This window comes from Nocardioides terrigena (assembly GCF_003047265.1).
GTDB lineage: Bacteria > Actinomycetota > Actinomycetes > Propionibacteriales > Nocardioidaceae > Nocardioides > Nocardioides terrigena.
In genome coordinates this window covers 112,333-135,214 of record NZ_PZYY01000010.1, presented here as the reverse complement: position 1 = coordinate 135,214, position 22,882 = coordinate 112,333, and the positions used below count along the sequence as shown (strand labels likewise).

The 22,882-nt window shown below is 71.8% G+C and carries 27 protein-coding genes; 12 read left to right on the top strand and 15 right to left on the bottom strand.

The annotated features are described in order from the left end of the window. The first annotated feature begins 215 nt into the window (after positions 1-215). Positions 216-1,094, top strand: a complete 879-nt coding sequence (locus DAE25_RS19720; RefSeq protein ID WP_107767830.1) for a bile acid:sodium symporter family protein — start codon at positions 216-218, stop codon at positions 1,092-1,094. Between the two features lie 6 nt (positions 1,095-1,100). Here DAE25_RS19720 and rdgB read toward each other — a convergent pair whose 3' ends face one another. The 4 genes from rdgB to DAE25_RS19700 form a co-directional block, all read right to left on the bottom strand. After that, positions 1,101-1,727 (bottom strand): RdgB/HAM1 family non-canonical purine NTP pyrophosphatase, encoded by a 627-nt coding sequence (rdgB, locus tag DAE25_RS19715; RefSeq protein WP_107767829.1) that lies wholly within the window; start codon positions 1,725-1,727, stop codon positions 1,101-1,103. Next, on the bottom strand, positions 1,724-2,461 hold the full coding sequence (gene rph / locus DAE25_RS19710; protein ID WP_107767828.1) for a ribonuclease PH: 738 nt from the start codon (positions 2,459-2,461) through the stop codon (positions 1,724-1,726). Before rph ends, rdgB begins: the two co-directional genes overlap by 4 nt. Positions 2,462-2,592: 131 nt before the next feature. Beyond that, positions 2,593-3,402: an ABC-2 transporter permease gene (locus DAE25_RS19705; protein WP_107767827.1), complete on the bottom strand. Its 810-nt coding sequence runs from the start codon at positions 3,400-3,402 to the stop codon at positions 2,593-2,595. Further along, positions 3,399-4,310, bottom strand: coding sequence for an ABC transporter ATP-binding protein (locus DAE25_RS19700; protein ID WP_199907686.1), 912 nt, complete (start codon positions 4,308-4,310; stop codon positions 3,399-3,401). The genes DAE25_RS19705 and DAE25_RS19700 overlap by 4 nt, the downstream gene beginning before the upstream one ends. 104 nt (positions 4,311-4,414) lie before the next feature. On the opposite strand from DAE25_RS19700, the gene DAE25_RS19695 reads away from it, so the two are divergent. Next, positions 4,415-5,578, top strand: a complete 1,164-nt coding sequence (locus DAE25_RS19695) for a sensor histidine kinase (RefSeq protein ID WP_107767826.1) — start codon at positions 4,415-4,417, stop codon at positions 5,576-5,578. Then, the gene (locus DAE25_RS19690) at positions 5,575-6,246 is read left to right on the top strand and encodes a response regulator (protein ID WP_107767842.1); all 672 of its coding nucleotides are present in this window, start codon (positions 5,575-5,577) and stop codon (positions 6,244-6,246) included. The genes DAE25_RS19695 and DAE25_RS19690 overlap by 4 nt, the downstream gene beginning before the upstream one ends. A gap of 4 nt (positions 6,247-6,250) precedes the next feature. On the opposite strand, the gene DAE25_RS19685 is transcribed toward DAE25_RS19690, so the two are convergent. The 3 genes from DAE25_RS19685 to DAE25_RS19675 form a co-directional block, all read right to left on the bottom strand. Then, positions 6,251-7,021 carry an MBL fold metallo-hydrolase gene (locus tag DAE25_RS19685; protein ID WP_107767825.1) on the bottom strand — a complete coding sequence of 257 codons (771 nt, stop codon included), beginning with the start codon at positions 7,019-7,021 and terminating at the stop codon, positions 6,251-6,253. Further along, positions 7,018-7,830: a glutamate racemase gene (gene murI, locus DAE25_RS19680; protein WP_234411158.1), complete on the bottom strand. Its 813-nt coding sequence runs from the start codon at positions 7,828-7,830 to the stop codon at positions 7,018-7,020. Before murI ends, DAE25_RS19685 begins: the two co-directional genes overlap by 4 nt. 67 nt (positions 7,831-7,897) lie before the next feature. Continuing rightward, positions 7,898-8,263, bottom strand: a complete 366-nt coding sequence (locus DAE25_RS19675) for a winged helix-turn-helix transcriptional regulator (RefSeq protein WP_107767823.1) — start codon at positions 8,261-8,263, stop codon at positions 7,898-7,900. 105 nt (positions 8,264-8,368) lie between these two features. Between DAE25_RS19675 and DAE25_RS19670 the strand changes: the two genes are divergently transcribed. Then, positions 8,369-9,229 (top strand): NmrA family NAD(P)-binding protein, encoded by an 861-nt coding sequence (locus DAE25_RS19670; RefSeq protein WP_107767822.1) that lies wholly within the window; start codon positions 8,369-8,371, stop codon positions 9,227-9,229. Positions 9,230-9,272: 43 nt separating this feature from the next. Further along, positions 9,273-10,313: an alkaline phosphatase family protein gene (locus tag DAE25_RS19665; protein WP_107767821.1), complete on the top strand. Its 1,041-nt coding sequence runs from the start codon at positions 9,273-9,275 to the stop codon at positions 10,311-10,313. A gap of 54 nt (positions 10,314-10,367) precedes the next feature. On the opposite strand, the gene DAE25_RS19660 is transcribed toward DAE25_RS19665, so the two are convergent. Genes DAE25_RS19660 through DAE25_RS19645 form a run of 4 tightly spaced genes read right to left on the bottom strand, consistent with a single transcriptional unit; the run spans position 10,368 to position 12,960 of the window. Next, a complete protein-coding gene (locus DAE25_RS19660; protein ID WP_107767820.1) occupies positions 10,368-11,240 on the bottom strand; it encodes a DUF3152 domain-containing protein in 873 nt (290 codons plus the stop codon). Positions 11,241-11,247: 7 nt separating this feature from the next. Then, on the bottom strand, positions 11,248-12,198 hold the full coding sequence (locus tag DAE25_RS19655) for a PLP-dependent cysteine synthase family protein (RefSeq protein WP_056885834.1): 951 nt from the start codon (positions 12,196-12,198) through the stop codon (positions 11,248-11,250). A gap of 4 nt (positions 12,199-12,202) precedes the next feature. After that, entirely contained in the window at positions 12,203-12,505 is a 303-nt protein-coding gene (locus DAE25_RS19650) for a MoaD/ThiS family protein (protein WP_056885835.1), read from the bottom strand. Then, the gene (locus tag DAE25_RS19645; protein ID WP_107767819.1) at positions 12,505-12,960 is read right to left on the bottom strand and encodes a Mov34/MPN/PAD-1 family protein; all 456 of its coding nucleotides are present in this window, start codon (positions 12,958-12,960) and stop codon (positions 12,505-12,507) included. The genes DAE25_RS19650 and DAE25_RS19645 overlap by 1 nt, the downstream gene beginning before the upstream one ends. Positions 12,961-13,051: 91 nt before the next feature. Here DAE25_RS19645 and DAE25_RS19640 point away from each other — a divergent pair, with 91 nt between their 5' ends. Then, a complete protein-coding gene (locus tag DAE25_RS19640) occupies positions 13,052-14,302 on the top strand; it encodes an MFS transporter (RefSeq protein WP_107767818.1) in 1,251 nt (416 codons plus the stop codon). Here the strand turns inward: DAE25_RS19640 and DAE25_RS19635 are convergent. From DAE25_RS19635 to clpS, 3 genes are read right to left on the bottom strand one after another with little or no spacing between them, the layout of a single operon-like run. Next, complete coding sequence (locus tag DAE25_RS19635; RefSeq protein ID WP_107767817.1) at positions 14,299-14,769, bottom strand: NUDIX hydrolase; 471 nt, start codon at positions 14,767-14,769, stop codon at positions 14,299-14,301. The two genes, DAE25_RS19640 and DAE25_RS19635, sit on opposite strands and share 4 nt — an antisense overlap. Then, entirely contained in the window at positions 14,766-15,359 is a 594-nt protein-coding gene (locus DAE25_RS19630; RefSeq protein ID WP_234411157.1) for a DUF2017 domain-containing protein, read from the bottom strand. Before DAE25_RS19630 ends, DAE25_RS19635 begins: the two co-directional genes overlap by 4 nt. Positions 15,360-15,398: 39 nt before the next feature. Then, on the bottom strand, positions 15,399-15,695 hold the full coding sequence (clpS, locus tag DAE25_RS19625; protein ID WP_056885839.1) for an ATP-dependent Clp protease adapter ClpS: 297 nt from the start codon (positions 15,693-15,695) through the stop codon (positions 15,399-15,401). A 54-nt stretch (positions 15,696-15,749) separates the two neighbouring features. Here clpS and DAE25_RS19620 point away from each other — a divergent pair, with 54 nt between their 5' ends. The 3 genes from DAE25_RS19620 (at position 15,750) to DAE25_RS19610 (ending at position 19,842) form a co-directional block, all read left to right on the top strand. Further along, positions 15,750-17,057: a nicotinate phosphoribosyltransferase gene (locus DAE25_RS19620; protein WP_107767815.1), complete on the top strand. Its 1,308-nt coding sequence runs from the start codon at positions 15,750-15,752 to the stop codon at positions 17,055-17,057. A gap of 273 nt (positions 17,058-17,330) precedes the next feature. Further along, on the top strand, positions 17,331-18,143 hold the full coding sequence (locus DAE25_RS19615) for a class I SAM-dependent methyltransferase (RefSeq protein WP_107767814.1): 813 nt from the start codon (positions 17,331-17,333) through the stop codon (positions 18,141-18,143). Between the two features lie 154 nt (positions 18,144-18,297). Beyond that, positions 18,298-19,842, top strand: coding sequence for a CotH kinase family protein (locus DAE25_RS19610; protein WP_107767813.1), 1,545 nt, complete (start codon positions 18,298-18,300; stop codon positions 19,840-19,842). Between the two features lie 39 nt (positions 19,843-19,881). On the opposite strand, the gene DAE25_RS19605 is transcribed toward DAE25_RS19610, so the two are convergent. Then, a complete protein-coding gene (locus tag DAE25_RS19605) occupies positions 19,882-20,424 on the bottom strand; it encodes a DUF1697 domain-containing protein (RefSeq protein WP_107767812.1) in 543 nt (180 codons plus the stop codon). A 70-nt stretch (positions 20,425-20,494) separates the two neighbouring features. On the opposite strand from DAE25_RS19605, the gene DAE25_RS19600 reads away from it, so the two are divergent. From DAE25_RS19600 to DAE25_RS19590, 3 genes are read left to right on the top strand one after another with little or no spacing between them, the layout of a single operon-like run. Continuing rightward, positions 20,495-21,283 (top strand): transporter substrate-binding domain-containing protein, encoded by a 789-nt coding sequence (locus DAE25_RS19600; protein ID WP_107767841.1) that lies wholly within the window; start codon positions 20,495-20,497, stop codon positions 21,281-21,283. 38 nt (positions 21,284-21,321) lie between these two features. Beyond that, positions 21,322-22,113, top strand: a complete 792-nt coding sequence (locus tag DAE25_RS19595) for an amino acid ABC transporter permease (protein WP_107767811.1) — start codon at positions 21,322-21,324, stop codon at positions 22,111-22,113. Then, positions 22,113-22,880, top strand: a complete 768-nt coding sequence (locus tag DAE25_RS19590) for an amino acid ABC transporter ATP-binding protein (protein ID WP_107767810.1) — start codon at positions 22,113-22,115, stop codon at positions 22,878-22,880. The genes DAE25_RS19595 and DAE25_RS19590 overlap by 1 nt, the downstream gene beginning before the upstream one ends. Positions 22,881-22,882: the final 2 nt, after the last annotated feature.

The window sequence follows — 22,882 nt, the reverse complement described above, 5'->3', positions numbered from 1 at the left end:
CTGTCTGCCATGGACGCACCATGCGCTCACAGCGGGTCAAAGTGTCCGGACGAACCCGAGACAGAACTGTCCATACCGACACAAGTCAGGACAACGCCCCGACCGGTCGCGAGCCCGTCGTTCCCCGCCAGCTGCGACGACGATGGCCACCGCGGGACCCGAGTCCCGTGGCGCGTTCGGCCCACGGTGACGCGGATCACCCCTAGGGTCCCGCCATGGACTCCGCGCTCTCCACCATCGGCCTGCCCGTCGCGCTCGGCTTCATCATGTTCGGGCTGGGGCTCGGGCTCACGCCCGCCGACTTCGCCCGGGTGGGCAAGCACCCCAAGGCGGTGGTCGTCGCACTGGGGTGCCAGCTCGTCCTGCTCCCGGCGATCTGCTTCGGGCTGGTCGTGCTCTTCGACCTCCCCCCGCTGCTCGGCATCGGGATGATGCTGCTGGCGGCGAGCCCCGGCGGCACCACGGCCAACCTCTACAGCCACCTGTTCCGCGGGGACGTCGCGCTCAACATCACGCTCACCGCCATCAACTCGGTCATCTCGGTCGTCACCCTGCCGATCATCACCAGCCTGGCGATCAGGTACTACGACCGCGGTGACGAGGTACAGCTCCCGCTGATCGAGGTGGTCAAGGTCTTCGCGCTCGTCCTCGTGCCGGTCCTCATCGGCATGGCGGTCCGGCGCAGGTCCCCGGGCTTCGCGGCCCGGATGGACAAGCCGGTGCGGATCGCGTCGGCGGTCATCCTGGCTGTGCTGGTGCTCGCGATCCTGCTGGGCGAGCTGGAGAACGTCGCCGACTACTTCGCCGCCGTCGGTGCCGTGGCCGGGCTCTTCTGCGCCGCCAGCCTGGTGGTGGGGTACGTCGTGCCGAAGGCGCTGGGCATCACCGAGGCGCAGGCGATCGCGTCCTCCATGGAGATCGGCGTGCACAACGCCACGCTGGCGATCTTCGTCGCCGTCGAGGTCCTCGACAGTGTCGAGATCTCGGTCCCGGCGGCCGTCTACTCGCTCTTCATGTTCGTCCTCGCCGCACTCTGGGGCGTCTTCGTCAGCCGTCGCGTGGCCGCGGCGGAGGCGACCCGGGCCTCCGCCTGAGGCGCCTCAGGACAGGAAGTCCGCCACCCGGGGAGCCAGCTCCCGCAGGGCGCGGCCGCGGTGCGAGATGCGGTCCTTCTCGGCCGGATCGAGCTCGGCCGAGGTGAGACCGACGCCGTCGGGACCGGCCGTCGCGTGCTCCTCGGCGACGAAGACCACGTCGTACCCGAAACCGCCGCTCCCCCGCAGCTCGCGGACGATGCGACCGTCCATCCGACCGTGCACGACCAGCTCGCGCCCGTCCGGGTGCACCAGGGCGATCGCGCACGCGAAGTGGGCGCCGCGACGGGGGTCCGGGACGTCGGAGAGCTGGGCGAGCAGCAGGTCGTTGTTGCGGTCGTCGCTCTTGGGCGGCCCCGACCAGCGGGCCGACAGCACGCCCGGCATGCCGTTGAGCGCGTCGACGCACAGCCCGCTGTCGTCCGCGATCGTCGGCAACCCCGTCACCTGCGCACCGGCGCGCGCCTTGAGCAGCGCGTTGCCCTCGAACGTCGGCTGGTCCTCGACCGGCTCGTCGTACGCCGGGACGTCGTCGAGGCCGACCACCTCGATGTCCGGGAGGTGCTCGGCGAGGATCCGCTGCATCTCGCCGATCTTCTTGGCGTTGCGCGAGGCCAGGAAGATCCGGCTCATCGGGCGAGGGCCTCCCGCTGGAGCCGGGTCAGGTCGGCGCACCCCTTCTCGGCCAGCGCGAGCAATGCGTCGAGCTCGGCCCGGTCGAAGGCTGCGCCCTCGGCGGTGCCCTGGACCTCGACGAACTTGCCCTCACCGGTCATCACGACGTTCATGTCGGTCTCGGCACGGACGTCCTCCTCGTAGGGGAGGTCGAGGCGCGGCACGCCGTCGATGATCCCGACGCTCACCGCGGCCACCGAGCCGGACAGGGGCTCGCCCGTGAGCGCACCCTGCGAGCGGAGGTGGGCGACGGCGTCGGCCAGGGCGACGTACGCGCCCGTGATCGCGGCGGTGCGGGTGCCGCCGTCGGCCTGCAGCACGTCGCAGTCGAGGACGATGGTGTTCTCGCCGAGCGCCTGGTAGTCGATGACGGCGCGCAGCGAGCGGCCGATCAGGCGGGAGATCTCGTGGGTGCGACCGCCGATGCGGCCCTTGACCGACTCGCGGTCCGAGCGGGTGTTGGTGGCGGCGGGGAGCATGGCGTACTCCGCGGTGACCCAGCCCAGGCCCGAGCCCTTGCGCCAGCGCGGCACACCCTCGGAGGCAGAGGCGGCACACAGCACCTTGGTGCCGCCGAACTCCACGAGCACCGAGCCGGCCGCGTGGTCGAGCCAGTGGCGGGTGATCGTGATCGGGCGGAGCTGGTCGTCGGTGCGACCGTCGGCACGGGTGGCGGGAGCAGCATCAGTCATGTCCCCGACCCTAGCCACGCCCGGGGACCGTCGAAGTGCCGGGCAGGGATGTAGCCGGGCCCGGTCGTCCCCGTGCATGACCGGACCCGGCTGTGGCGACCCCCTCCCCCGAGGGGGGCCAGTCGGTGGGGCTACTTGAACTCGATGCGCAGCAGCCGCGCGATGCCCAGGGCCAGCGGGATGACGAGCCAGATCGTGCCGGAGACGGCGATCTGCGCCCACTCCTCCCCGGTCGGGGTGTAGTCGCCCGTGAAGAGCGGCGTCTGGGCGGTGTTGAACTCGATCCACGGCGCGATGTCGGCGAAGCCGGAGCTCAGCGAGCTGAGGATCCCGACGGCGATGGGCAGGATCAGGCTGTAGGCGAAGTAGCCGACGATGGCGGCGGGCGTGTTCATCAGGAGCGTCGCGATGGCGAAGCCGATGAGCACGCCGATCACGTTGGCGAGCACGAAGCCGTTGAAGAGCAGGTTGCCGTCGACGGACCAGTCGGCCTCCGCGCCGGTCGCGATCCCGAGGAGGGTGCCGAGGACCGCGATGAGGGCGGCCAGGACCATGACGGCGAAGGAGAGGGCGAATCCGGCGAGGAACTTGGCGACAATCACCCGCGACCGGCGTGGCTCGAGCGTGAAGGTCACCAGGCCGTTGCGCTGGCTGGCCTCGCTCGTCACCAGCATGATGATGAGGATCGGCATGAAGTAGCCGAGCACGCCCCCGGCGACACTGAGGAAGTCGCCGTAGCCCAGCGCGTCGTCGGGCGCCGCGAAGGCGTAGATCAACTGGACCACGAGGACGAGCGCCAGGATCGAGATGGTGAACCAGCGGCCGGCGCGGGTGTCGAGGGCCTTGCGGAGCTCGACCTTGGCCAGCCGGCCCATCGGCACGGGGGTGGAGGAGCCCAGGTCGATGGTGCCGGGCTCGGCGGACGCGATGGTGGCGCTCATGACGGGGACCCTTCGAGGACGTCGCGCTGGGTGTCGGAGGTGAGGGACAGGAACAGGTCCTCCAGGCCGCCCTCGGCGGCGCGGAGGTCGGTGAGCACGACCGCGTGCTCGGCGGCCGCCCGGCCGATCTCGACCGGCGGCGCCTCGACCCGCAGGCCCTGCCCGGCAGCGGTGACGGCGACGCCACGCTCGGCGAGGACCTTGGCCAGCAGCTCGTTGTCGAGCGAGGTGACGTGGGTCGACTGGTGGTCGGCGCCTGCCAGCAGCGACTCCTTGGTGCCCTGGGCGACGATGCGACCGCGCCCGATCAGCACCATCTCGTCGGCGATCAGCTCGACCTCGTTGAGCAGGTGGCTGGAGAGCAGGACGGTGCCACCGCGGTCGGCGTACCCCTTGAGGAGGCCGCGCATCCAGCGGATGCCGGCCGGGTCGAGGCCGTTGGCGGGCTCGTCGAGGATCAGCACGGACGGGTCACCGAGGAGCGCGTGGGCGATGCCGAGGCGCTGCTTCATGCCGAGCGAGTAGTTGCGCAGCCGCCGCTTGGCCTCGCGCTCGTCGAGGGACACCAGTGCCAGCATCTCGTCGACGCGCGACGACGGGAGGCCCATCGTCGCCGCGCCGATCGACAGGATCTCGCGACCCGTGCGGCCGGCGTGCTGCGCCGAGGCGTCGAGGAGCACGCCCACGTGACGACCGGGGTTGGGGATGTCGCGGTAGTGGTGGCCACCGATGGTGACCTCGCCCGAGGTGGCGGTGGTCAGTCCCACCATCACCCGCATCGTGGTCGTCTTGCCTGCTCCGTTGGGCCCCAGGAAGCCGGTCACCCGGCCGGGGCGCGCCTCGAAAGAGACGTCGTCGACGGCCGTGAAGGCGCCGTAGGTCTTCGTCAGACCGTGCACTCTGATCATGCACCCCACCCTGCCGCCGACCGAGTCACCGGACATCGGTCCCAGGGCTCGATCCGGCCCCTACCAAAGTAGGGGACGTCCGCACACGCCCTAGCCTGTGCGGCATGGACCACCCGACACCGGCGGAGACGCAGCCTCCGCTGACCTGGCGCAGCCAGGCCTGGCGGCTGGCCGTGTGCGCCCTGATCTCCGCCCTGGTGTGGAGCCAGGCGATCGAGGGCGAGCTGGAGTCGCACCGGGTGCTCTTCTGGGTGGAGGTGCTCTTCGGGATCGCGGCCTACGTCCTGGTCGTCATGCGCCGCCGGGCCCCGGTCACCATCGCGATGGTCGTGGCGCTGCTGAGCACGTTCTCGGGCATCGCCGCGGGCCCGGCGACCCTGGCGGCCGTGTCCGTCGCGACGCAGCGGGTGCCGTGGTCGGTGGTCCTGGTCGGGGTGACCAACGTGGTCGCGGCGACGACGTACACCTTCTACGCCCCCATCGAGCTGCGCGAGCCGTACTGGATCGCGGTCGTGGTCAACGTCGTCGTCAACGCCGCGATGATGGGCTGGGGCCTCTACCTCGGGTCCCGTCGGGAGCTCCTGTGGACGCTGCGGCAGCGGGCGGCCAGGGCTGAGGCCGAGCAGGAGCTGCGGGTCTCGCAGGCCCGCGGCACCGAGCGCGAGCGGATCGCCCGCGAGATGCACGACGTGCTCGCCCACCGGATCACCCAGGTGTCCATGCACTCGGGCGCACTGGCCTTCCGCGACGACCTCGCCGCCGACGAGCTGCGCGCGGGGCTCACCCAGATCCAGGGCAAGGCCAACGAGGCGCTCCACGAGCTGCGCGGGGTGCTCGGCGTGCTCCGCGACGGCAGCGGCGAGCGCATCGACCAGCCGCAGCCGCGCTTCGCCGACATCGAGGAGATGATCGCCGAGACGCGCCGGAGCGGGGTCCGGGTGACGTACGACGACCGCGTCGACCAGGGCGGGCAGCCGGTCCCGGACGCCGCCGGTCGCACCCTCTACCGGATCGTGCAGGAGGGTCTCACCAACGCCAGCAAGCATGCCCCGGGCGCCCACGTCACGGTCGAGGTCGCCGGTGACCCCGAGCGCGGACTGGACGTGGTGATCAGCAACCCGCTCGGCTTCCACGCCTCGGACGCCCCCGGCGCGGGCCTCGGCCTCATCGGCCTCGCCGAGCGCGCCGAGCTGCGCGGCGGGCACCTCGAGCACGGCCAGCGCGGCATGCTGTTCGTGCTCCGCGGGTCGATACCGTGGACGACATGAGCGGGTCGACCGGCGCACCGATCTCGGTGCTGATCGTCGACGACGACGCCCTGGTGCGCTCGGCGCTGACGCTCATGCTCGGCGGCCAGCGCGACATCCACGTCGTCGGCGAGGCCGGTGACGGCGCCGAGGGCCTGCGCAAGGCCGCGTCGCTGCGTCCCGACGTCGTGCTGATGGACATCCGGATGCCGGTGATGAACGGGCTCGAGGCCACGCGCGCCCTGCACCGCGAGAGCGACCCGCCCGCGGTGATCGTGCTGACCACCTTCGACGCCGACGAGCACGTGGTCGGGGCCGTCGCCGCCGGGGCCGACGGCTTCCTGCTCAAGGACACGCCTCCGACCGAGATCGTCAGCGCGATCCGCCTCGTCGCCGGCGGCGAGGCCATGCTGTCGCCGTCGGCCACCCGGTCGCTGCTGCGCCAGGTGCGAGCGGGCGCGCCCGACGACCGGACGGCAGCAGCGGAGTCCCGGATCGACCTGCTCACCCTCCGCGAGCGGGAGGTCGCCGTCTGCGTCGGCCGGGGGCTCTCCAACGCGGAGGTCGCGGCCGAGCTCTACCTCTCCGTGCCCACGGTCAAGGCGCACGTGTCGCGCCTCTTCGACAAGCTCGACGTCACCAACCGCGTCCAGATCGCCATGGTGGTCCACGACGCGGGACTCGTGTGAGGCCTCAGAGCCGGTAGACGGCCCCGGCCACGGCCAGCTCGAGCGGGCCGTCCCACGTCGTCCGGGCCTCGGCGAGCGCGTCCTCGGGGTCGTGCCACGGCGGCACGTGGGTCAGCACCAGACGACCGACGCCGGCGCGGCCGGCGGCGGTGCCGCACTCGGAGCCCGTCATGTGCAGGTCGGGCGGGTTGTCCTCGCCGTCGCGGAAGGACGCCTCGCAGAGGAACAGGTCGGCTCCCGCGGCGAGGCGCTCGAGCGGCTCGCAGGGCCCGGTGTCCCCGCTGTAGGCGACCGAGCGCCCGTCGGCGGTGACCCGGAGCGCGAACGCGTCGACGGGGTGCACCACCGTCGCGGACTCGACGCGGAACGGGCCGACCTCGACGACGGGCTCGTGGGGGCGGAAGTCGAACTCCTCGGTCATCCCCGGGTCGAGGGGCAGGTCGTACGCGCGCGCCATCCGCCCGGGGGTGTCCGACGGCCCCCACACCGGGATCCGCGGCTGCGCCCCGGTCGGGTGGTACTTGCGCATCACGTAGTAGCCGCACAGGTCGAGGCAGTGGTCGGCGTGCAGGTGGCTGAGGAAGACGGCGTCGATCGTGAGCGGGTCGACGTACTGGTGGAGCTGGCCGAGCGCGCCGTTGCCGAGGTCGACGAGGATGCGCCAGGTCCGGGTCCCACCCGCACCGTCGGGGCCCTCGGCCTCGAAGAGGTAGCTGCTGGCGCAGGAGTCGGGCCCCGGGTAGGAGCCCGAGCAGCCGACGACGGTCAACTTCATCGAAGGCCACCGGCGAACTGGGAGGCGCCGAGCAGCTCGGCGCCGAGGAAGCGGCGACCGATCGTCTCGAACTCGTCGGGCCGGCCCGTCGTGGCGAAGGAGTACGTCGGCTCGCCCGACTCGCGCATCCGGTCGGTGCGCACGAGCATCTTGTAGACGTCCTTGGCCGACTCCTCGGCGGAGCTCACCAGGGTCACCCCGTCACCCATCACGAGGGAGATGATGCCGGTCAGCAGCGGGTAGTGGGTGCACCCGAGCACTAGGGTGTCCACACCGGCCTCGACCAGGGGGTCGAGGTACTCGTGCGCGACGGCCGTCAGCTCGTCGCCGCCGGTGACGCCCTGCTCGACGAAGTCGACGAAGCGCGGGCAGGCCCGGACGTGCAGGTCGACGTGCGGGGCGGCGGCGAAGGCGTCCTCGTAGGCCATCGACTCCGCGGTGGCCCGGGTGCAGATGACCCCGATGCGGCCGGTGCGGGTGGCCGCGACCGCCCGCCGGGTCGCCGGCAGGATGACCTCGATGACCGGGACGTCGTACCGCTCGCGCGCGTCGCGCAGCATGGCCGCGCTGGCGGAGTTGCAGGCGATGACCAGCGCCTTGACGCCCTGCTCGTAGAGGTGGTCGAGGCACTCGAGGGCGTACTCGCGGACCTCGCCGATCGGCTTCGCGCCGTACGGCTGGCGGGCGGTGTCGCCGACGTAGAGGATCGACTCGTGGGGCAGCTGGTCGATGACCGACCGGGCGACGGTCAGGCCACCGAACCCGGAGTCGAAGATCCCGATCGGGTCCTCGCGGTGGAAGGTCGGCACAAGCAGCAAGGCTAGGGCGTGCGGACCGTGGATGGCACGCGCCCGGCCGCGTCGGTCCGGTCACACGTCACGTGTCGAGGATCTCGCCGGCGTGCGCCGCGATCCACTGCATCAGCGGCACGAGGTGGGCGGCGAGCTCCTGCCCGGCCGGCGTCAGCGAGTACTCCACGTGGGGCGGGACCACGGGGCGGGCGTCGCGGTGGACCAGCCCGTCGGCCTCGAGGGTGCGCAGCGTCTGGGCCAGCATCTTCTCGCTCACCCCCTGGGCACGCCGGCGCAGCTCGCTCCACCGCAGCGGCGGGCCCTCGGACAGCGCCAGCAGGACCAGGACGCCCCACTTGCTCATCACGTGGTCGAGCAACGTGCGGCTGGGGCACCCGCTCGGGAAGACACCGTCGGGGAAGTGGTCGCGCAGGCCCTTGCTTACCTCCATGCCAGTACCTTACTTCAAAGTGGGTACTAACTCCTGGGAAGCATGCGGGCGGGTGGCCGGTTGGAGCGGACGACACCCTCCTGATCGTCCGCGAAAGGACCCACCATGACCACCTACCTCGTCACCGGCACCAGCGGCCACCTCGGCCGCCTCGTCGTGCGCTCGCTCCTCGACCTCGGCGTCTCCCCCGCCGACGTCGTCGCCACTGCGCGGGACACCGCGACGATCGCCGACCTGGCCGCGCTCGGCGTCGTCGTACGCCGGGCCGACTACACCGATCCCGCCTCACTCGACGCGGCTTTCGCGGGCGTGGACCGCGCGCTCCTCGTCTCCTCCAGCGCCGTGGGCGAGCGAGTCGCGCAGCACGCCGCCGTCATCGAGGCCGCCGCCACGGCCGGGGTCGAGCTGCTCGGCTACACGAGCATCACCCGGGCGACGACCTCCGGCCTGCTGCTCGCCGAGGAGCACGCTGCGACCGAGAAGCTGCTCGCCGACGCCGGCCTGCCCACCGTCCTGCTGCGCAACTCGTGGTACCTCGAGAACTACACCGAGCAGCTGCCCACGGCCCTCGAGCACGGGGCCGTGCCCGGGGCCACCGGCGAGGGGCGCGTCAGCGCAGCGACGCGAGCCGACTACGCCGCGGCGGCGGCCGCCGCGCTGGTCGCCGACGACCAGGCCGGGCGGGTGCACGAGCTCGGCGGTGACGTCGCCTTCACCCTGGCCGAGTACGCCGCGTGGGTGAGCGAGGCGTCCGGCACCCCCGTCTCCCACCACGACCTCCCCGCCGCGGACCACACCGCCGCGCTGGTCTCCGCCGGGGTGCCGGAGGGGTTCGCCGCGGTCCTCACCGACTCCGACCTCGGGATCGCCCGGGGCGACCTGCACACCGACACCGGCGACCTGGCCCGCCTCCTGGGCCGCCCGACCACCACGCCGACGGAGGCGATCCGCGCCGCGCTCGCGTGAGCAGAATCGGGACCTCCGGGCACGGGCGCCTATCCTGACGCCCATGCCCGGACGCACCGCCGTACGCCGATCGATCGCCCTCCTCGCCTCCGCCGCGCTCCTCGGCGCAGGAGCCGGGGCGGCCGCGACCAGCGCGCCGGCCCCTGCGCCCGCACCCGACACGAGCCGCCGCGCCGTGGCGGACACGGTCGTGGCCATCTCGGTCGACGCGCTCAACCCGAAGGCCCTCGGCAAGCTCGGACGGTCCGGCGCGCCGCACCTGCACGCGCTCCTCGACCAGGGCGCCGGCACGCTCAACGCCCGCACGGAGCACGAGCTGACCCTCACCCTGCCCAACCACACCGGCATGGTGACCGGGCGACGCATCCAGGCGGGCACCGGCGGCCACGGGGTGACGTGGAACGACGACCGCCGCCGCCCGCGCACCGTCCAGGCCGCCGCGGGCGAGTCGGTCGAATCCGTCTTCACCGTCGTCGACGACGCCGGCCTCTCCGCGGGATTCTTCGCGAGCAAGACCAAGTTCTCCCTGTGGGACCGCTCGTGGCCGCTCGCCACCGACGCGCAGACGATCATCGAGGACAACCAGGGGCTGGTCCGGGCCTTCAAGCGCGACCTCGGGGGCGCCACCCGCGCCTTCCGCCTCCTGCACCTGTCCGAGCCCGACGTCGTCGGTCACGCGAAGGGCTTCATGGGTCGGGCCTACCTCCGCGCCGTGCGCCGGGCCGACCGCCGGGTGGGGAGCGTCATCGACGTGCTGCGCACGGACCCCCGCTACGCCGGCCACACCACGGTGATCCTCACGGCCGACCACGGTGGGCGTGGCAAGGGCCACTACGACGCGACCTCGGTCCACGACTACCGCGTCCCGTTCGTGGTCTGGGGCAGCGGTGTCGACCCGGGCACGGACCTCTACGACCTCAACCCCGACTACGCCGACCCCGGCCGCGACCGGATGTCCTACTCCGGCGTCCAGCCGGTCCGCAACGGCATGGTCGCCAACCTGGCCCTCGACCTGCTCGGGCTCCCCGCGGTGCCGGGCAGCGAGCACGACGCCGCCCAGGACCTCGACGTCAGCGCGGACTGACGCCCGCTCGGCCTTGCGCGGCTCGCTCAGCGCTCACGCGCGTTCGCGGCTCGCTCAGCGCTCGCCGGGCAACGGCCAGGGGTTGAAACGGCACCCCGAGAGCCCCTTGGACTGCTGCATCATCACCGGCGCCGGACGGCCCGGCCCCGGGCAGCCGACGTGTCCGCGACCGAGCCAGTGGCCGGTCTCGTGGTTGACCACCATGTGGCGGTAGTCGCGCAGCGTGCGCCTGCCGGCGTTCCACGCGGGCGAGGCGTGCTTCCACCGCTCCTGGTTGATGACCACGAAGCGGCCGACCCGGCACGACCACATGGTCGAGCAGGTGGCGGAGAAGGACGGCAGCGTGGCCGCGGCGGCCAGCACCAGGGTGAAGTCGCCGCCACGCGGCACCCGCCGGAACTCGACACCACCGGCCCGCCAGCCCCGCGCGTCGTCGAAGGTCTCCTGCGCCTGGCGGCGGAAGACGGCCACGCTGGTGGCGATCGCACCGCGAGTCGAGACGCTGTAGGTGACGCGGCGGCGCACCGGGGCGGCGTGCGCCACCCGGCGGGTCGGCGCCGAGAGGGCGGCCGTCCACGCGTGGCCGTCTGCGCGGACCCGGACCTCGACGCGCAGCCGGGCGCCGACGTCGAGCGCGCCCAGGCGGTAGCGGCGCTCGCGGGCGCCGCGGACCGGCTCGCCGTCACGCAGCCAGCGGTACGTCGTCTCGGCGCGCCGCGGCGTCCAGCTGCCGGGGTGCGCCCGCAGCACCTCGCCCTGGCGCGGGCGTCCGTCGACGGACGGGGGCTCGGTATTGGTGAGCGGGGGCTGGACGAGGACCGGCTCGGCCGACGCGGGCGCGACCGTGGTCGCGAACGGCAACAGGGTCAGGAGGAGCGCAGCGAGGGCCGGGACCAGCGGCGCTCGGCGGAGGACTCGCGGGAGCACGGAGCCATCATGCCCACAACTGGCCGTCGAGACGATCCTCCGCCTCGTCGACCGTGCCCTCGTAGGCACCGGTCGAGAGGTACTTCCACCCGCCGTCACAGACGACGAAGGCGATGTCGGCACGCTCGCCGGCCTTGACCGCCTTGGCGGCCTGGCCGAGCGCGGCGTGCAGGATCGCCCCGGTCGAGATGCCGGCGAAGATCCCCTCGAGCTCGAGGAGCTCGCGCACGCGGCGGACCGCGTCCCGCGGGCCGACGGAGAAGCGCGAGTCGATCAGCGACGCGTCGTACAGCTCGGGCACGAAGCCCTCGTCGAGGTTGCGCAGGCCGTAGACGAGCTCGCCGTAGCGCGGCTCGGCGGCGACGATCCGGACATCCGGCTTGGCGGAGCGGAAGAACCGCGAGACGCCCATCAGGGTGCCGGTGGTGCCGAGCCCGGCGACGAAGTGGGTGATCTCGGGCAGGTCGGCGAGCAGCTCGGGACCGGTGCCCTCCTCGTGCGCGAGGGCGTTGGCCTCGTTGCCGTACTGGTAGAGCATCACCCAGTCCGGGTGCTCGCCCGCGATCTTCTTGGCCACGCGGACGGCCTCGTTGGAGCCGCCGGCGGCCGGCGAGGAGACGATCTCCGCCCCCCACATGCGCAGCAGCTGGCGGCGCTCCTCGGAGGTGTTCTCGGGCATCACGCAGACGATCCGGTAGCCCTTGAGCTTGGCCGCCATGGCCAGCGAGATGCCGGTGTTGCCCGAGGTCGGCTCGAGGATCGTGGCCCCGGGACGCAGGGTCCCGTCCTTCTCGGCCTGCTCGATCATCTTGAGCGCCGGCCGGTCCTTGATGGAGCCGGTCGGGTTGCGGTCCTCCATCTTGGCCCAGATGCGGACGTCCGGACTGGGCGACAGCCGCGGCAGCCCGATCAGCGGGGTGCCGCCGACCGACTCCAGCAGGCTGTCGTAGCGGGTCATGCGGTTATCGACCCACCGGCTGCGCAGACGAGCCGGCTCCGCCGGCAACGGCGGGGAGGACGACGACCTGGTCGCCGTCGGAGAGCTCGGCGTCGAGGCCGCCCATGAAGCGGACGTCCTCGTCGTTGATGTAGACGTTGACGAAGCGGCGCAGGTCGCCCGACTCGATCAGGCGGTCCTTGATCCCGGGGTGGTTGCCCTCGAGGTCGTCGATGAGTGCCTGCAGGGTCTCGCCGCTGCCGTCGACGGCCTTGGCGCCGTCGGTGTAGGTGCGGAGGATGGTGGGGATGCGGACCTCGATGGCCATCAGGGGGTGCTCTCTTCCGATTCGCGGGACTGCAGCTGGGCGACCACGGTGACCTCTTCCTCGGTCACCGCGCCGTCGATGATGCGATACGACCTGAACTCCACAGGGCCGTCGTTATTCCCGTGCTCGCGCGTGCTGACGAGCACGTAGTGCGCGTTCGGCTCCATGGCGAGGCCGATGTCGGTGCGGCTCGGGTAGGCCTCGGTGGCCGTGTGCGAGTGGTAGACGACCACCGGTTCCTCGTCGCGTGCGTCCATGTCCTTGTAGAGCTGGAGCAGGTCGGTGGAGTCGAACTCGTAGAACGTCGGGCTGCCGGCCGCGTTGACCATCTCCACGAGCCGCTCGGGGCGGTCGCTGCCCTCGGGGCCGGCGACGATGCCGCAGGCCTCGTCGGGGTGGTCGCGCTTGGCGTGGGCGACGATCGCGTCGTACGTCGTCCGGTCGATGGTCAACACGCCGTCCAGCGTAGGCAACGGGCCAACTTGACCACACCCCGTCTCACCACATATATCTTGACGTCAAGATAGATCGAGCCGTGGGAGACCGATGACGACCAGCTCCGTGGAGCCGTTGACCCGGCGCGGGGTGCCGCTGGACCCCACGCTGCGCACGATGGCACTGGGCCAGTTCGCCAACCGGTTCGCGGGCGGTGCGCTGATGACCACCAGTGCGCTCTACTTCACCCGCCACCAGGGCTTCAGCGCCACCGAGGTCGGCCTCGCGCTCTCGGTCTCGGCACTGGTCGGACTGCTCGTCAACGTCCCGGCCGGCCAGCTCGCGGACACCCGCGGCCCGACCCGGGTGCTCAGCTGGCTCATGCTCGGCGCGGCGCTCACCGCGTGGCCGCCGGCCTTCGCGCCCACCCCCCTCGCGCTCACCCTGCTGCTGTCGGTGCAGGCCGTCTTCCTGAGCGCCTCCGGCGCGGTCTACCAGGGCGTCATCGCCCAGCTGGCCACCGGCGGTCGGGGCGTCCGCTTCAAGGCCTACCTGCGCGCCGTCACCAACACCGCCATCGGCCTGGGCTCGATGGTCGGCGGCCTCGCGCTCCTCGTCGACGAGGACTGGGCCTACATCTCCGTCTTCTTCGGGCAGGCGGTGCTCACCGGTTTCGCCGCCTGGAACACGACCCGCCTCCCCCCGCTCCCGCCGCACCCGCGGCGCGAGGGCGAGGCGCGCCTCGGCGTGCTGCGCGACCGCCCGTACGCCGTACTGATGGCGCTGCACATGCTCTTCGTCACGCACTTCTTCATCATCGAGATCGGCCTGGTGCTCTTCATCGCGGAGCACACCACCGCCCCCACCGTCCTCGTCTCGGCGACGCTCGTGCTCAACACGGTGCTGGTGGCGCTGCTCCAGGTGCGGCTCACCCGGCACATCGACACGGTGACCGACGGGTCGCGCGCCTTCGTCGTGGCGGGCTGGCTGGTGGCGGGCGGCTTCGTGCTGATCGGCTTCGCCCAGGACCTCGACGTGTGGGCAGCGTGCGCGCTGCTGCTCGTGGGCACCGTGGTGCACGTCTTCGGCGAGATCGTCGGCTCCGGCGGCCAGTGGAGCCAGCAGATGGGTCTGGCCCCGCACGAGCGACAGGGGCAGTACCAGGGCTTCGCGTCGCTGAGCTTCGGGGCGGCCCGGGTCATCGGGCCTCCCGTCGCGGCGTTCCTGTGCGTCGGTCTCGGGCGCACCGGCTGGATCATCCTGGCCGTCGCGATGGTGCTCATCGCCTACGCCATGACGCCCGTGGCGCGCTGGGCGCTGACCACGCGGGCCGACTACGGCGTCACGACGCACTCGGGCTAGGAGGTGAAGCGCGCCTCGCGCTCACCGGACAGCGCCGCGGCCACCCGCTGCGACATGGAGTCGGACATGGGCGGCAGGCCGTCGACGGGCCACCAGCGCACGTCGGTGGACTCGTCGTCGGCGACGTACGCCTCACCACTGATCCACGTGCAGGCGAAGGTCAGGTCGAGGTACGACGCGCGGTCGCCGTTGTCGTAGACGACCTCCGACATCACCGACGTCGAGGCCAGCCGGTCGACGCGGATCACGACGCCGGTCTCCTCGAGGGCCTCGCGGGCCGCCGAGACGGCGGGCTCCTCCCCCGGGTCGACGATGCCGGTGACGGGGGTCCACGCGCCGTTGTCGGCGCGCTCGACCATGAGGATCTCGTCGTCGCGCCGGATGACCGCCGTGACGCCCGGCAGCCACAGCGGGTGGGTGCCGATCATCTCGCGGATCTCGAGCACGAAGTCGGGGACGGGACTCATGCGGTGAGCGCCTCGACGATCGTCTCCTGGAGCCAGCCGATCCACTCGTAGATGTCGTGGGCCTGGGCGCGCGGGTCGTCGTCGGGCAGGGCGTGCCACATCGCCTCGTCGCCGTCCTCGACGCCCAGGCGGGTGGCGAGCGCGAGGCGGATGTCGGTGAAGGAGCGCATCCAGGTCTCGGCCGTCGGCTCGTCCAGCTCGACGTCGATCATCAGCCCGTCCTCGGTGAGCTCGGGCGGCAGCCCGGCCTCCTCGAGGCCCTCGATGATGGTGATCGCGGCGGCCGCCTTGCCGTCGCGCAGGCCGCCCTCGGTGAAGCGCCGGAACTCTCCCGCGGCCTCCTCGTCGTCGACGTACGCCGTGGGGAACAGTCGGTGGAGCACCGGGTCCTCGGGCGCGGTCGTCGGGCCCGAGAAGTCCATCATCGCCTCGAAGGGGTCCCGGCTCTCGTCGGGCACCGCGGCCTCGTTGCGCAGCAGCTCGACGATCTGGGAGGCCAGCGAGCGGAGCAGGTCGGCCTCGAAGCCGGTGAACGTGGCGATGACCCGCCGGCTCCTGCGGTGCCGGGCGAAGCCCGTCACTGCGTCCACCCCTCGCTGCCGCTCACTGAGTCCACCTCTCGCTGCCGCTCACGAGGCCTTCTCCATGGTCGCCCACAGGCCGTACTCGTGCATCGCCTGCACGTCGCGTTCCATCTCCTCGCGGGTGCCGGTGGAGACCGCCGAGCGACCGTCCTCGTGGACCTCCATCATCAACCGCTCGGCCTTGGCCTTGTCGTAGCCGAAGTACTTCTGGAAGACGAACGCGACGTACGACATGAGGTTGACCGGGTCGTTCCAGACGATGGTCACCCACGGCTTGGCGAGGAACGTGATCTCGTCCGGAGAGAGCGTCGGATCGACCTCGACGGGGCTGGCAGCGGACACGGGTCCATCGTGGCACAGGCCTGAACGCCCGCTCCCGCGTGGGAGGGTGGACGGGTGACCCGATCGCCGGCCGACGCGCGCGGGCCCTCGACGGCCCTGCTCACCGACCACTACGAGCTCACGATGGTGCAGGCCGCGCTCCGTGCCGGCACCGCCGGACGCCGCTCGGTCTTCGAGCTCTTCCCGCGTCGCCTGCCCGAGGGACGGCGCTACGGCGTGGTCGCCGGCGTCGGGCGGGCGCTCGACGCGATCGAGGCCTTCCGGTTCACCGACGAGGACCTCGCACTGCTCGAGGACGTCGTCGACGAGGCCACGCGGGAGTGGCTGGCGTCCTACCGCTTCTCCGGCGACGTCTGGGGATACGCCGAGGGCGAGGCCTACTTCCCCCACTCGCCGCTGCTCGTGGTCGAGGGCGGCTTCGCCGAGGCCGTGCTGCTGGAGACCGTGCTGCTGTCGATCTACAACCACGACTCCGCGATCGCCTCCGCCGCCTCCCGGATGACCTGGGCGGCCGGTGACCGACCCTGCATCGAGATGGGCTCGCGGCGCACCCACGAGGAGGCCGCCGTGGCGGCCGCGCGGGCGGCGTACGTCGCGGGCTTCGCCACCACCTCCAACCTCGCCGCGCGGCACCGGTACGGCGTGCCGACCGCGGGGACGGCGGCGCACTCCTTCGTCCTGCTCCACGACACCGAGGCGGACGCGTTCCGGGCGCAGGTCGACGCGCTGGGGGTGGGGACGACCCTGCTGGTGGACACGTACGACGTCGCCGAGGCGGTCCGGGCGGGGGTCGGGATCGCCGGCCCCGACCTCGGTGCCGTGCGCCTCGACTCCGGCGACCTCGGGGTGCTGGCCCACGAGGTGCGCGCGCAGCTCGACGCCCTGGGTGCCACGGGCACCCGCATCCTGGTGACCAGCGACCTCGACGAGCACGCCATCGCCTCGCTCGCCTCCGCGCCGGTGGACGGCTACGGCGTCGGCACCCAGCTCGTGACCGGGTCGGGCCACCCGACCTGCGGCTTCGTCTACAAGCTCGTCTCCCGGGCCGGTGACGACGGTGTGATGGTGCCGGTAGCCAAGCGGTCGACGGACAAGGCCTCGATCGGCGGCCGCAAGCACGCCCTGCGCCGGCGCGACTCCTCGGGCGTCGCGCGGGCCGAGGTGGTCGGCATCGGGGCGGTCCCCGTCGACGACGGCGACGACCGCCCGCTGCTCGTCCCGCTGGTGTCGGCCGGCGAGGTGGTCGGCCGGACGACCCTCGACGAGGCGCGCGCCCACCACCTCATGGCGCGCGCCGAGCTCCCCCGCGCCGCCGGCAAGCTCTCACGCGGCGAGCCGGTCATCGAGACGCTGCACGTCTGAGCCGTCGGGCGGCACGACCCTGCGGGAAGAGCCCCGACAAGGACCATGGCCACCGGTGTGCGGGACTGCGATCATGAGGGATGGGCTCGTCGGTGCCAGCACCGCGCCCGGCAGCACGCGCCGGACGACCGCTCGCGCACGAGACGGACGCAGGGCCGCGCACCCCGCGGACCCGAACGCGCAGACCACGGCGGCCACCGGCCGTCCGGCTCCATGACGGGGACGGTCGCGAGAACGGCCACCACCGTCGCCGACCCATGGGAGGGACCCCGCATGACTACGACCCCACAGATGACCGAGCTGCGCGACAAGCAGCAGAAGGTGTGGAGCAGCGGTGACTACAACCGCATCGCCGCCCTCACCGTGCCGGTGTCCGAGCACCTCGTCGAGCACGTCGGCGTCGCACCCGGCGCCCGCGTCCTCGACGTCGCGACCGGCACCGGGCACGTCGCCCTGGCGGCGGCCCGCCGGGGCGCGGCCGCCTCCGGCATCGACTACGTGCCCGCCCTGCTCGACATCGCCCGTCGGCGCGCGGAGGCGGAGGACCTCGCGATCGACCTGACCGAGGCAGACGCCGAGGCGCTCCCCCATCCGGACGAGTCGTTCGACCTGGTGCTGTCGGCCATCGGCGTGATGTTCAGCGCCGACCACTCCAGCGCCGCCGCCGAGCTGGTGCGGGTCTGCCGTCCGGGAGGTCGGCTCGGCGTGGCCAGCTGGACGCCGGAGGGCTTCATCGGCGGGATGCTGGGCACCGTGGGACGGCACGCCCCTCCCCCGCCCGGTGCGCAGCCCCCGACCCGGTGGGGCACCGAGGCCGTGGTCGCCGAGCTGCTCGGCGACGGTGTGGAGGACGTGGGGTCCGTGACGGCCACGGTCCGCCAGCGGTTCGCGGACGCCGACGCCTTCGCCGACCTCTTCCTCACCTACTACGGGCCGACGTTCGCGGCCGCCGGTCGCCTCGACGAGGACGGCCGGGCCGCGCTGCGCGCCGACCTGGTGGGCCTCGCCGCGTCGTACGACCAGGGAGACGGCGACGGGGCCGTGCTCGACTGGGAGTACCGCATCGTCACGGCCACGCGCCGCTGACGGCGTCGACCCGGGGACCGGGGTGCTCCCTCCCCGGGTCGGCGCGCAGATTCGCATGTCGTGAGGGGCGCCGCCCGTCTATGGTGATCCTCCAGCGGTCCAGACCACCGGATCGCACGCACACCCGGCCTGGCCGGGAACGGGGGAATCACGCATGTCTTCAGCACTCAGGACCATCACGGGAGCGGGGCTGGCCTGCCTGCTCGCCGTCGGACTCGCACCCGCGCGCGCCGGTGCCGGCGAGTCGTCCGCGGAGGGCACGTGGGTGCCCGGCGCCCCGGCCCAGCTCGTCATCGCCACCGATGGCGGCGCGCCCGTCCTCAACCGGGACGACTACGTCACCGGCACCCTCACCCTCGACGGGGTCACCCACCCCCTCGAGATCAAGGGTCGTGGCAACTCGACGTGGAACTTCCCCAAGAAGCCCTACAAGGTCAAGCTCGGCGAGGACGCGGCCCTCGTGGGGACGACTCCTCAGGAGGACTGGGTCCTGCTGGCCAACGCCGCCGACCGCAGCGCCCTGCGCACCCACACCGCCTTCGCCGTCGCCGACCGGACCCGGCTCGGCTGGACCCCGCAGAGCCGGTTCGTCGAGCTGGTCCTCAACGGCACCTCGCAGGGGATGTACCAGCTGACCGAGCAGGTCGAGGTCAAGCCTGGCCGCGTCGACATCGGCGACGACGCCTACCTGCTGGAGATCAACGAGCGCTTCGTCCGCGACGGCGACCGGGGCTTCCGCACCGTGCGGCGTCGTACGCCCATCGTCTTCAAGGACCCCGACGACCCCGAGCGCGGCGACGTCATCCGGGTCCGCCGCCACGTCCAGGCGTTCGAAAAAGCGCTCTACGGCAAGGGCTTCACGGACCCGAAGCGGGGCTACCGCCCGTACGTCGACCTCGGCAGCTTCATCGACTGGTACCTCGTCGAGGAGCTCTTCCGCAACCAGGACTCCAACTTCTTCTCCAGCGTCTACGTCAGCTGGACCCCGGGCGGCAAGCTCGAGATGGGTCCGGTCTGGGACTTCGACCTCAGTGGCGGCACCGCGTTCCGCCGGGCGGTCCCGCCCCGCGGCTGGCACACCCGCACCAAGAAGCACTGGATCAGCCGGATGCTGAAGGACCCCGACTTCGCGACCCGCGTCAAGGCGCGCTGGACCACCCTGCGGCCGCGGGTCGAGCGGCTGGTCTCCCAGCTGCCCGCCGCTGCGACGCCGCTGCGGACGACCGCCGAGGCCGACTGGGCCCAGTGGCACGCCGGCACCGAGCTGGTCCTCGGCAGCAAGCACGCCGATTCCTTCGACGGCGAGGTCGAGTTCCTCCGCGACTGGCTGACCCAGCGGATCGCGTGGATGAGCCAGCCGGAGGTCGGCTTCGCCCGTGCCTTCAGCAGTGTCAACGAGCGGGACCGGGTGATGCGCCCCCGCGTCCGGCTGCTCGGCGAGCACGCGGCTCCGGTCACCGTCGGCTACCAGGTCGTCGGCGGCACGGCCACGGCCGGCGTCGACTACTCCCTTGCCCCGGGCTCCCTCGTCTACGAGCCGGGGCGCACGCTCCAGTCCGTACCGATCACCCTGATCGACGACCGCGAGCGCGAGGGCCGCGAGACGATCAAGATCCGGCTCACCACCTCCGACGACGCCATCGTCGGGACGCCGGACCTGCTCACCGTCAAGATCACGGCCAACGACGGGGGCCGGTGAGCTGACCCGCACCAGTCACGGTGGGCCGTCCCCGGGTGGTCAGCCCCACCGGGTGGCGAGCTCGCGCACGACACGCACGTTGCGGTTGGTGGACACCCCGAGGCGCTTCTCGACGTAGTCGTTGGACAACCGGGCCGTGTGGTAGCTGTCGCGCTCGGCCATGAGCAAGTGGGCACCCCGACCCCGGACGACGAGCCTCTCGCCCGCGATCTCCACGGACTCGATCTCGCGCACCTGCTCCGGAGTCGGCGCCTCCTTGAGCAACGAGACGTACTGCATGCCCAGGCCGTCGTGGGCGGCTGCCAGCTCGTCGGCGTCCGCCGCGATCGCGACCAGCTCGGCGGGCGTCAGGACCACCGTCGGCACCTCGAAACCGCGGTCGGCCGCAAAGGCCTCCTCGAGCACCGAGGCGACCCGCTGCGTCGAGCGCAGGCCGGTGGTCAGGCGCACGTTGCCGGTGTTGATGTAGGTCTCGACGTCCCGGGCCCCGGTGGACTCCACCGCGGCCCGGATGGCGTCCTTGGGGAACTTCCTCGTGGCTCCGAGGTTGATCGCTCGGAGGAAGGCGACGTAGGTCGGCATGCGGGCATCATGCCGTGGTCGGTGTGACGTGGGCGACGTCCCGGGACCGGACGGGGCTAGTGTGGCGATCATGAACACTCGAGCACTCGCATCCGGAATCAGCGTCGTCGCCCTCACCCTCGCGGTCGCAGGCTGCGCCAGGGAGGACACCTCCACGACCACCGAGTCGGGCATCGAGCTGGTCAAGGAGGGCACCCTGACCGTCTGCACGCACCTGCCCTACGAGCCGTTCGAGTTCACCGAGGACGGCGAGGTCGTCGGCTTCGACCCCGCGGTGCTGCAGCTCGCCGCCGATGCCGAGGGTCTCGACTTCGAGGTCCTCGACGTCGCGTGGGAGACGATCACCACCGGTGAGGCCCTCAACACCGGGCAGTGCGACGTCGGCGCCGGTGCCATGACGATCAACGAGGAGCGCCAGGCCGTCATGGACTTCACCGACCCCTACTTCGAGGCCACCCAGGCCCTGATGACCAAGACCGGTGCGGGCATCACGTCGCTCGAGGACCTCGCCGGCAAGAAGGTGGCGGTGCAGGACGGCACGACCGGCTCCGACTACGTCCGCGAGAACGCCCCCGAGGACACCGAGATCATCACCTTCGAGGACTCCTCCCTCATGCAGCAGGCGGTCCTGACCGGCAAGGCCGACGCCGGGGTCAACGACAACGGCCTGCTCAACTACTTCGTCAGCCAGAACCCCGAGGTCGAGGTGGTCACGGAGTTCCAGACCGGCGAGGAGTACGGCTTCTCGGTCAAGAAGGACGGCAACGCCGAGCTCCTCACCGCCATCAACGACGCGATCGCGAGCGACGAGTACGACGCGGTCTACGAGGAGTGGTTCGGCACCGCACCCTCGTCGTGACGCCCTCCCCGACCCCACGACGAAGGTGATGTGAGCCCATGGCGAGTCCCCGCCAGCGTGCCGCCCGGTGGCGCTACGTCCAGTACGCCGTGCTGGTGGTCGTGCTGGTCGCGATCGCCCTCGTCGCCGACTGGGCCCAGCTCCAGCGGGCCTTCTGGAACTGGGAGCTCGTCAAGGAGCAGTTCCCCGAGGTCCTGACGATCGCGCTCAAGAACACGATCATCTACACCGCGTGCGGCTTCACCTTCGGCCTGGTCCTCGGGCTGGTCCTGGCGCTGATGCGGCTCTCCAGCGTCGGCCCCTACCGGTGGATCGCGACCGGCGTGATCGAGCTCTTCCGCGGGTTGCCCGCCCTGGTCGTGTTCATCGCGCTCAGCGTGGGCTTCACCCTGGCCTTCCCGAACCTGGTGATCCCGTTCGGCAACCTCGGCATCGTCACGCTGGCCCTGGGCCTGGTCGGCGGGGCCTACATGGCCGAGACCATCCGGGCCGGCATCCAGGCCGTGCCGAAGGGCCAGATGGAGGCCGCCCGCTCCCTCGGGATGTCCCACGGCCGCGCGATGATCAGCGTGGTCGTGCCCCAGGCGTTCCGGATCATCCTGCCGCCGCTGACCAACGAGCTGATCCTGCTCACCAAGGACTCCTCGCTGGTCTACATCCTCGGTCTGTCGCTGGCGGACTACGAGCTCACCAAGTTCGGCCGGGAAAGCATGAACTCCTCCTCCAACCTGACCCCGATCGTGGTCATCGCGCTCTGCTACCTCCTGATCACCGTCCCGCTGTCGATCGTCGTACGCCGCATGGAGAGCCGCTCGGAGAGGGCCCGCTGATGACCACCACCCCCACGACCCCGGACGGCCGCCGCTCCGACGCGGCCATCGACGTGCAGGACCTGCACAAGTACTTCGGCGACAACGAGGTGCTCAAGGGCATCGACTTCCATGTCGGGCACGGGCAGGTCGTCTGCGTGATCGGGCCGTCCGGGTCGGGCAAGTCCACGCTGCTGCGCTGCGTCAACATGCTCGAGGTCCCGACGAGCGGCAAGATCTTCGTCGAGGGCGAGGAGATCACCGACCCGGACGCCGACGTCGACAAGCTGCGGGCGCGGATCGGCATCGTCTTCCAGAGCTTCAACCTCTTCCCGCACATGACCGTGCTGCGCAACCTCACGATCGCCCAGCAGAAGGTCGCCGGCCGCAAGAAGGCCGAGGCCGTCGAGATCGCTCGCGCCAACCTCGCCAAGGTCGGGCTCGAGGAGAAGGAGACGGCCTACCCGGCCCACCTCTCCGGTGGCCAGCAGCAGCGGGTGGCCATCGCGCGGGCCCTGTCCATGCAGCCCGACCTGATGCTCTTCGACGAGCCGACGTCCGCCCTCGACCCCGAGCTGGTCGGGGACGTGCTGGCCGTCATGAAGGACCTCGCCTCCGAGGGCATGACCATGATGGTCGTGACCCACGAGATGGGTTTCGCCCGCGAGGTCGGCGACAACCTGGTCTTCATGGACGGTGGCGTGATCGTGGAGGAGGGCGACCCCCGCGCGGTGCTCGGCGACCCGCAGCACGAGCGCACCCAGGCGTTCCTCTCCAAGGTCCTCTGACC

Excerpts from the sequence above, each read along its gene's own strand:
- DAE25_RS19720 (WP_107767830.1), top strand. The coding sequence starts at position 216 with ATGGACTCCGCGCTCTCCACCATCGGCCTGCCCGTCGCGCTCGGCTTC.
- rdgB (WP_107767829.1), bottom strand. The coding sequence starts at position 1,727 with ATGAGCCGGATCTTCCTGGCCTCGCGCAACGCCAAGAAGATCGGCGAG.
- rph (WP_107767828.1), bottom strand. The coding sequence starts at position 2,461 with ATGACTGATGCTGCTCCCGCCACCCGTGCCGACGGTCGCACCGACGAC.
- DAE25_RS19705 (WP_107767827.1), bottom strand. The coding sequence starts at position 3,402 with ATGAGCGCCACCATCGCGTCCGCCGAGCCCGGCACCATCGACCTGGGC.
- DAE25_RS19700 (WP_199907686.1), bottom strand. The coding sequence starts at position 4,310 with ATGATCAGAGTGCACGGTCTGACGAAGACCTACGGCGCCTTCACGGCC.
- DAE25_RS19695 (WP_107767826.1), top strand. The coding sequence starts at position 4,415 with ATGGACCACCCGACACCGGCGGAGACGCAGCCTCCGCTGACCTGGCGC.
- DAE25_RS19690 (WP_107767842.1), top strand. The coding sequence starts at position 5,575 with ATGAGCGGGTCGACCGGCGCACCGATCTCGGTGCTGATCGTCGACGAC.
- DAE25_RS19685 (WP_107767825.1), bottom strand. The coding sequence starts at position 7,021 with ATGAAGTTGACCGTCGTCGGCTGCTCGGGCTCCTACCCGGGGCCCGAC.
- DAE25_RS19675 (WP_107767823.1), bottom strand. The coding sequence starts at position 8,263 with ATGGAGGTAAGCAAGGGCCTGCGCGACCACTTCCCCGACGGTGTCTTC.
- DAE25_RS19670 (WP_107767822.1), top strand. The coding sequence starts at position 8,369 with ATGACCACCTACCTCGTCACCGGCACCAGCGGCCACCTCGGCCGCCTC.
- DAE25_RS19665 (WP_107767821.1), top strand. The coding sequence starts at position 9,273 with ATGCCCGGACGCACCGCCGTACGCCGATCGATCGCCCTCCTCGCCTCC.
- DAE25_RS19655 (WP_056885834.1), bottom strand. The coding sequence starts at position 12,198 with ATGACCCGCTACGACAGCCTGCTGGAGTCGGTCGGCGGCACCCCGCTG.
- DAE25_RS19650 (WP_056885835.1), bottom strand. The coding sequence starts at position 12,505 with ATGGCCATCGAGGTCCGCATCCCCACCATCCTCCGCACCTACACCGAC.
- DAE25_RS19640 (WP_107767818.1), top strand. The coding sequence starts at position 13,052 with ATGACGACCAGCTCCGTGGAGCCGTTGACCCGGCGCGGGGTGCCGCTG.
- DAE25_RS19635 (WP_107767817.1), bottom strand. The coding sequence starts at position 14,769 with ATGAGTCCCGTCCCCGACTTCGTGCTCGAGATCCGCGAGATGATCGGC.
- DAE25_RS19615 (WP_107767814.1), top strand. The coding sequence starts at position 17,331 with ATGACTACGACCCCACAGATGACCGAGCTGCGCGACAAGCAGCAGAAG.
- DAE25_RS19610 (WP_107767813.1), top strand. The coding sequence starts at position 18,298 with ATGTCTTCAGCACTCAGGACCATCACGGGAGCGGGGCTGGCCTGCCTG.
- DAE25_RS19605 (WP_107767812.1), bottom strand. The coding sequence starts at position 20,424 with ATGCCGACCTACGTCGCCTTCCTCCGAGCGATCAACCTCGGAGCCACG.
- DAE25_RS19600 (WP_107767841.1), top strand. The coding sequence starts at position 20,495 with ATGAACACTCGAGCACTCGCATCCGGAATCAGCGTCGTCGCCCTCACC.
- DAE25_RS19595 (WP_107767811.1), top strand. The coding sequence starts at position 21,322 with ATGGCGAGTCCCCGCCAGCGTGCCGCCCGGTGGCGCTACGTCCAGTAC.
- DAE25_RS19590 (WP_107767810.1), top strand. The coding sequence starts at position 22,113 with ATGACCACCACCCCCACGACCCCGGACGGCCGCCGCTCCGACGCGGCC.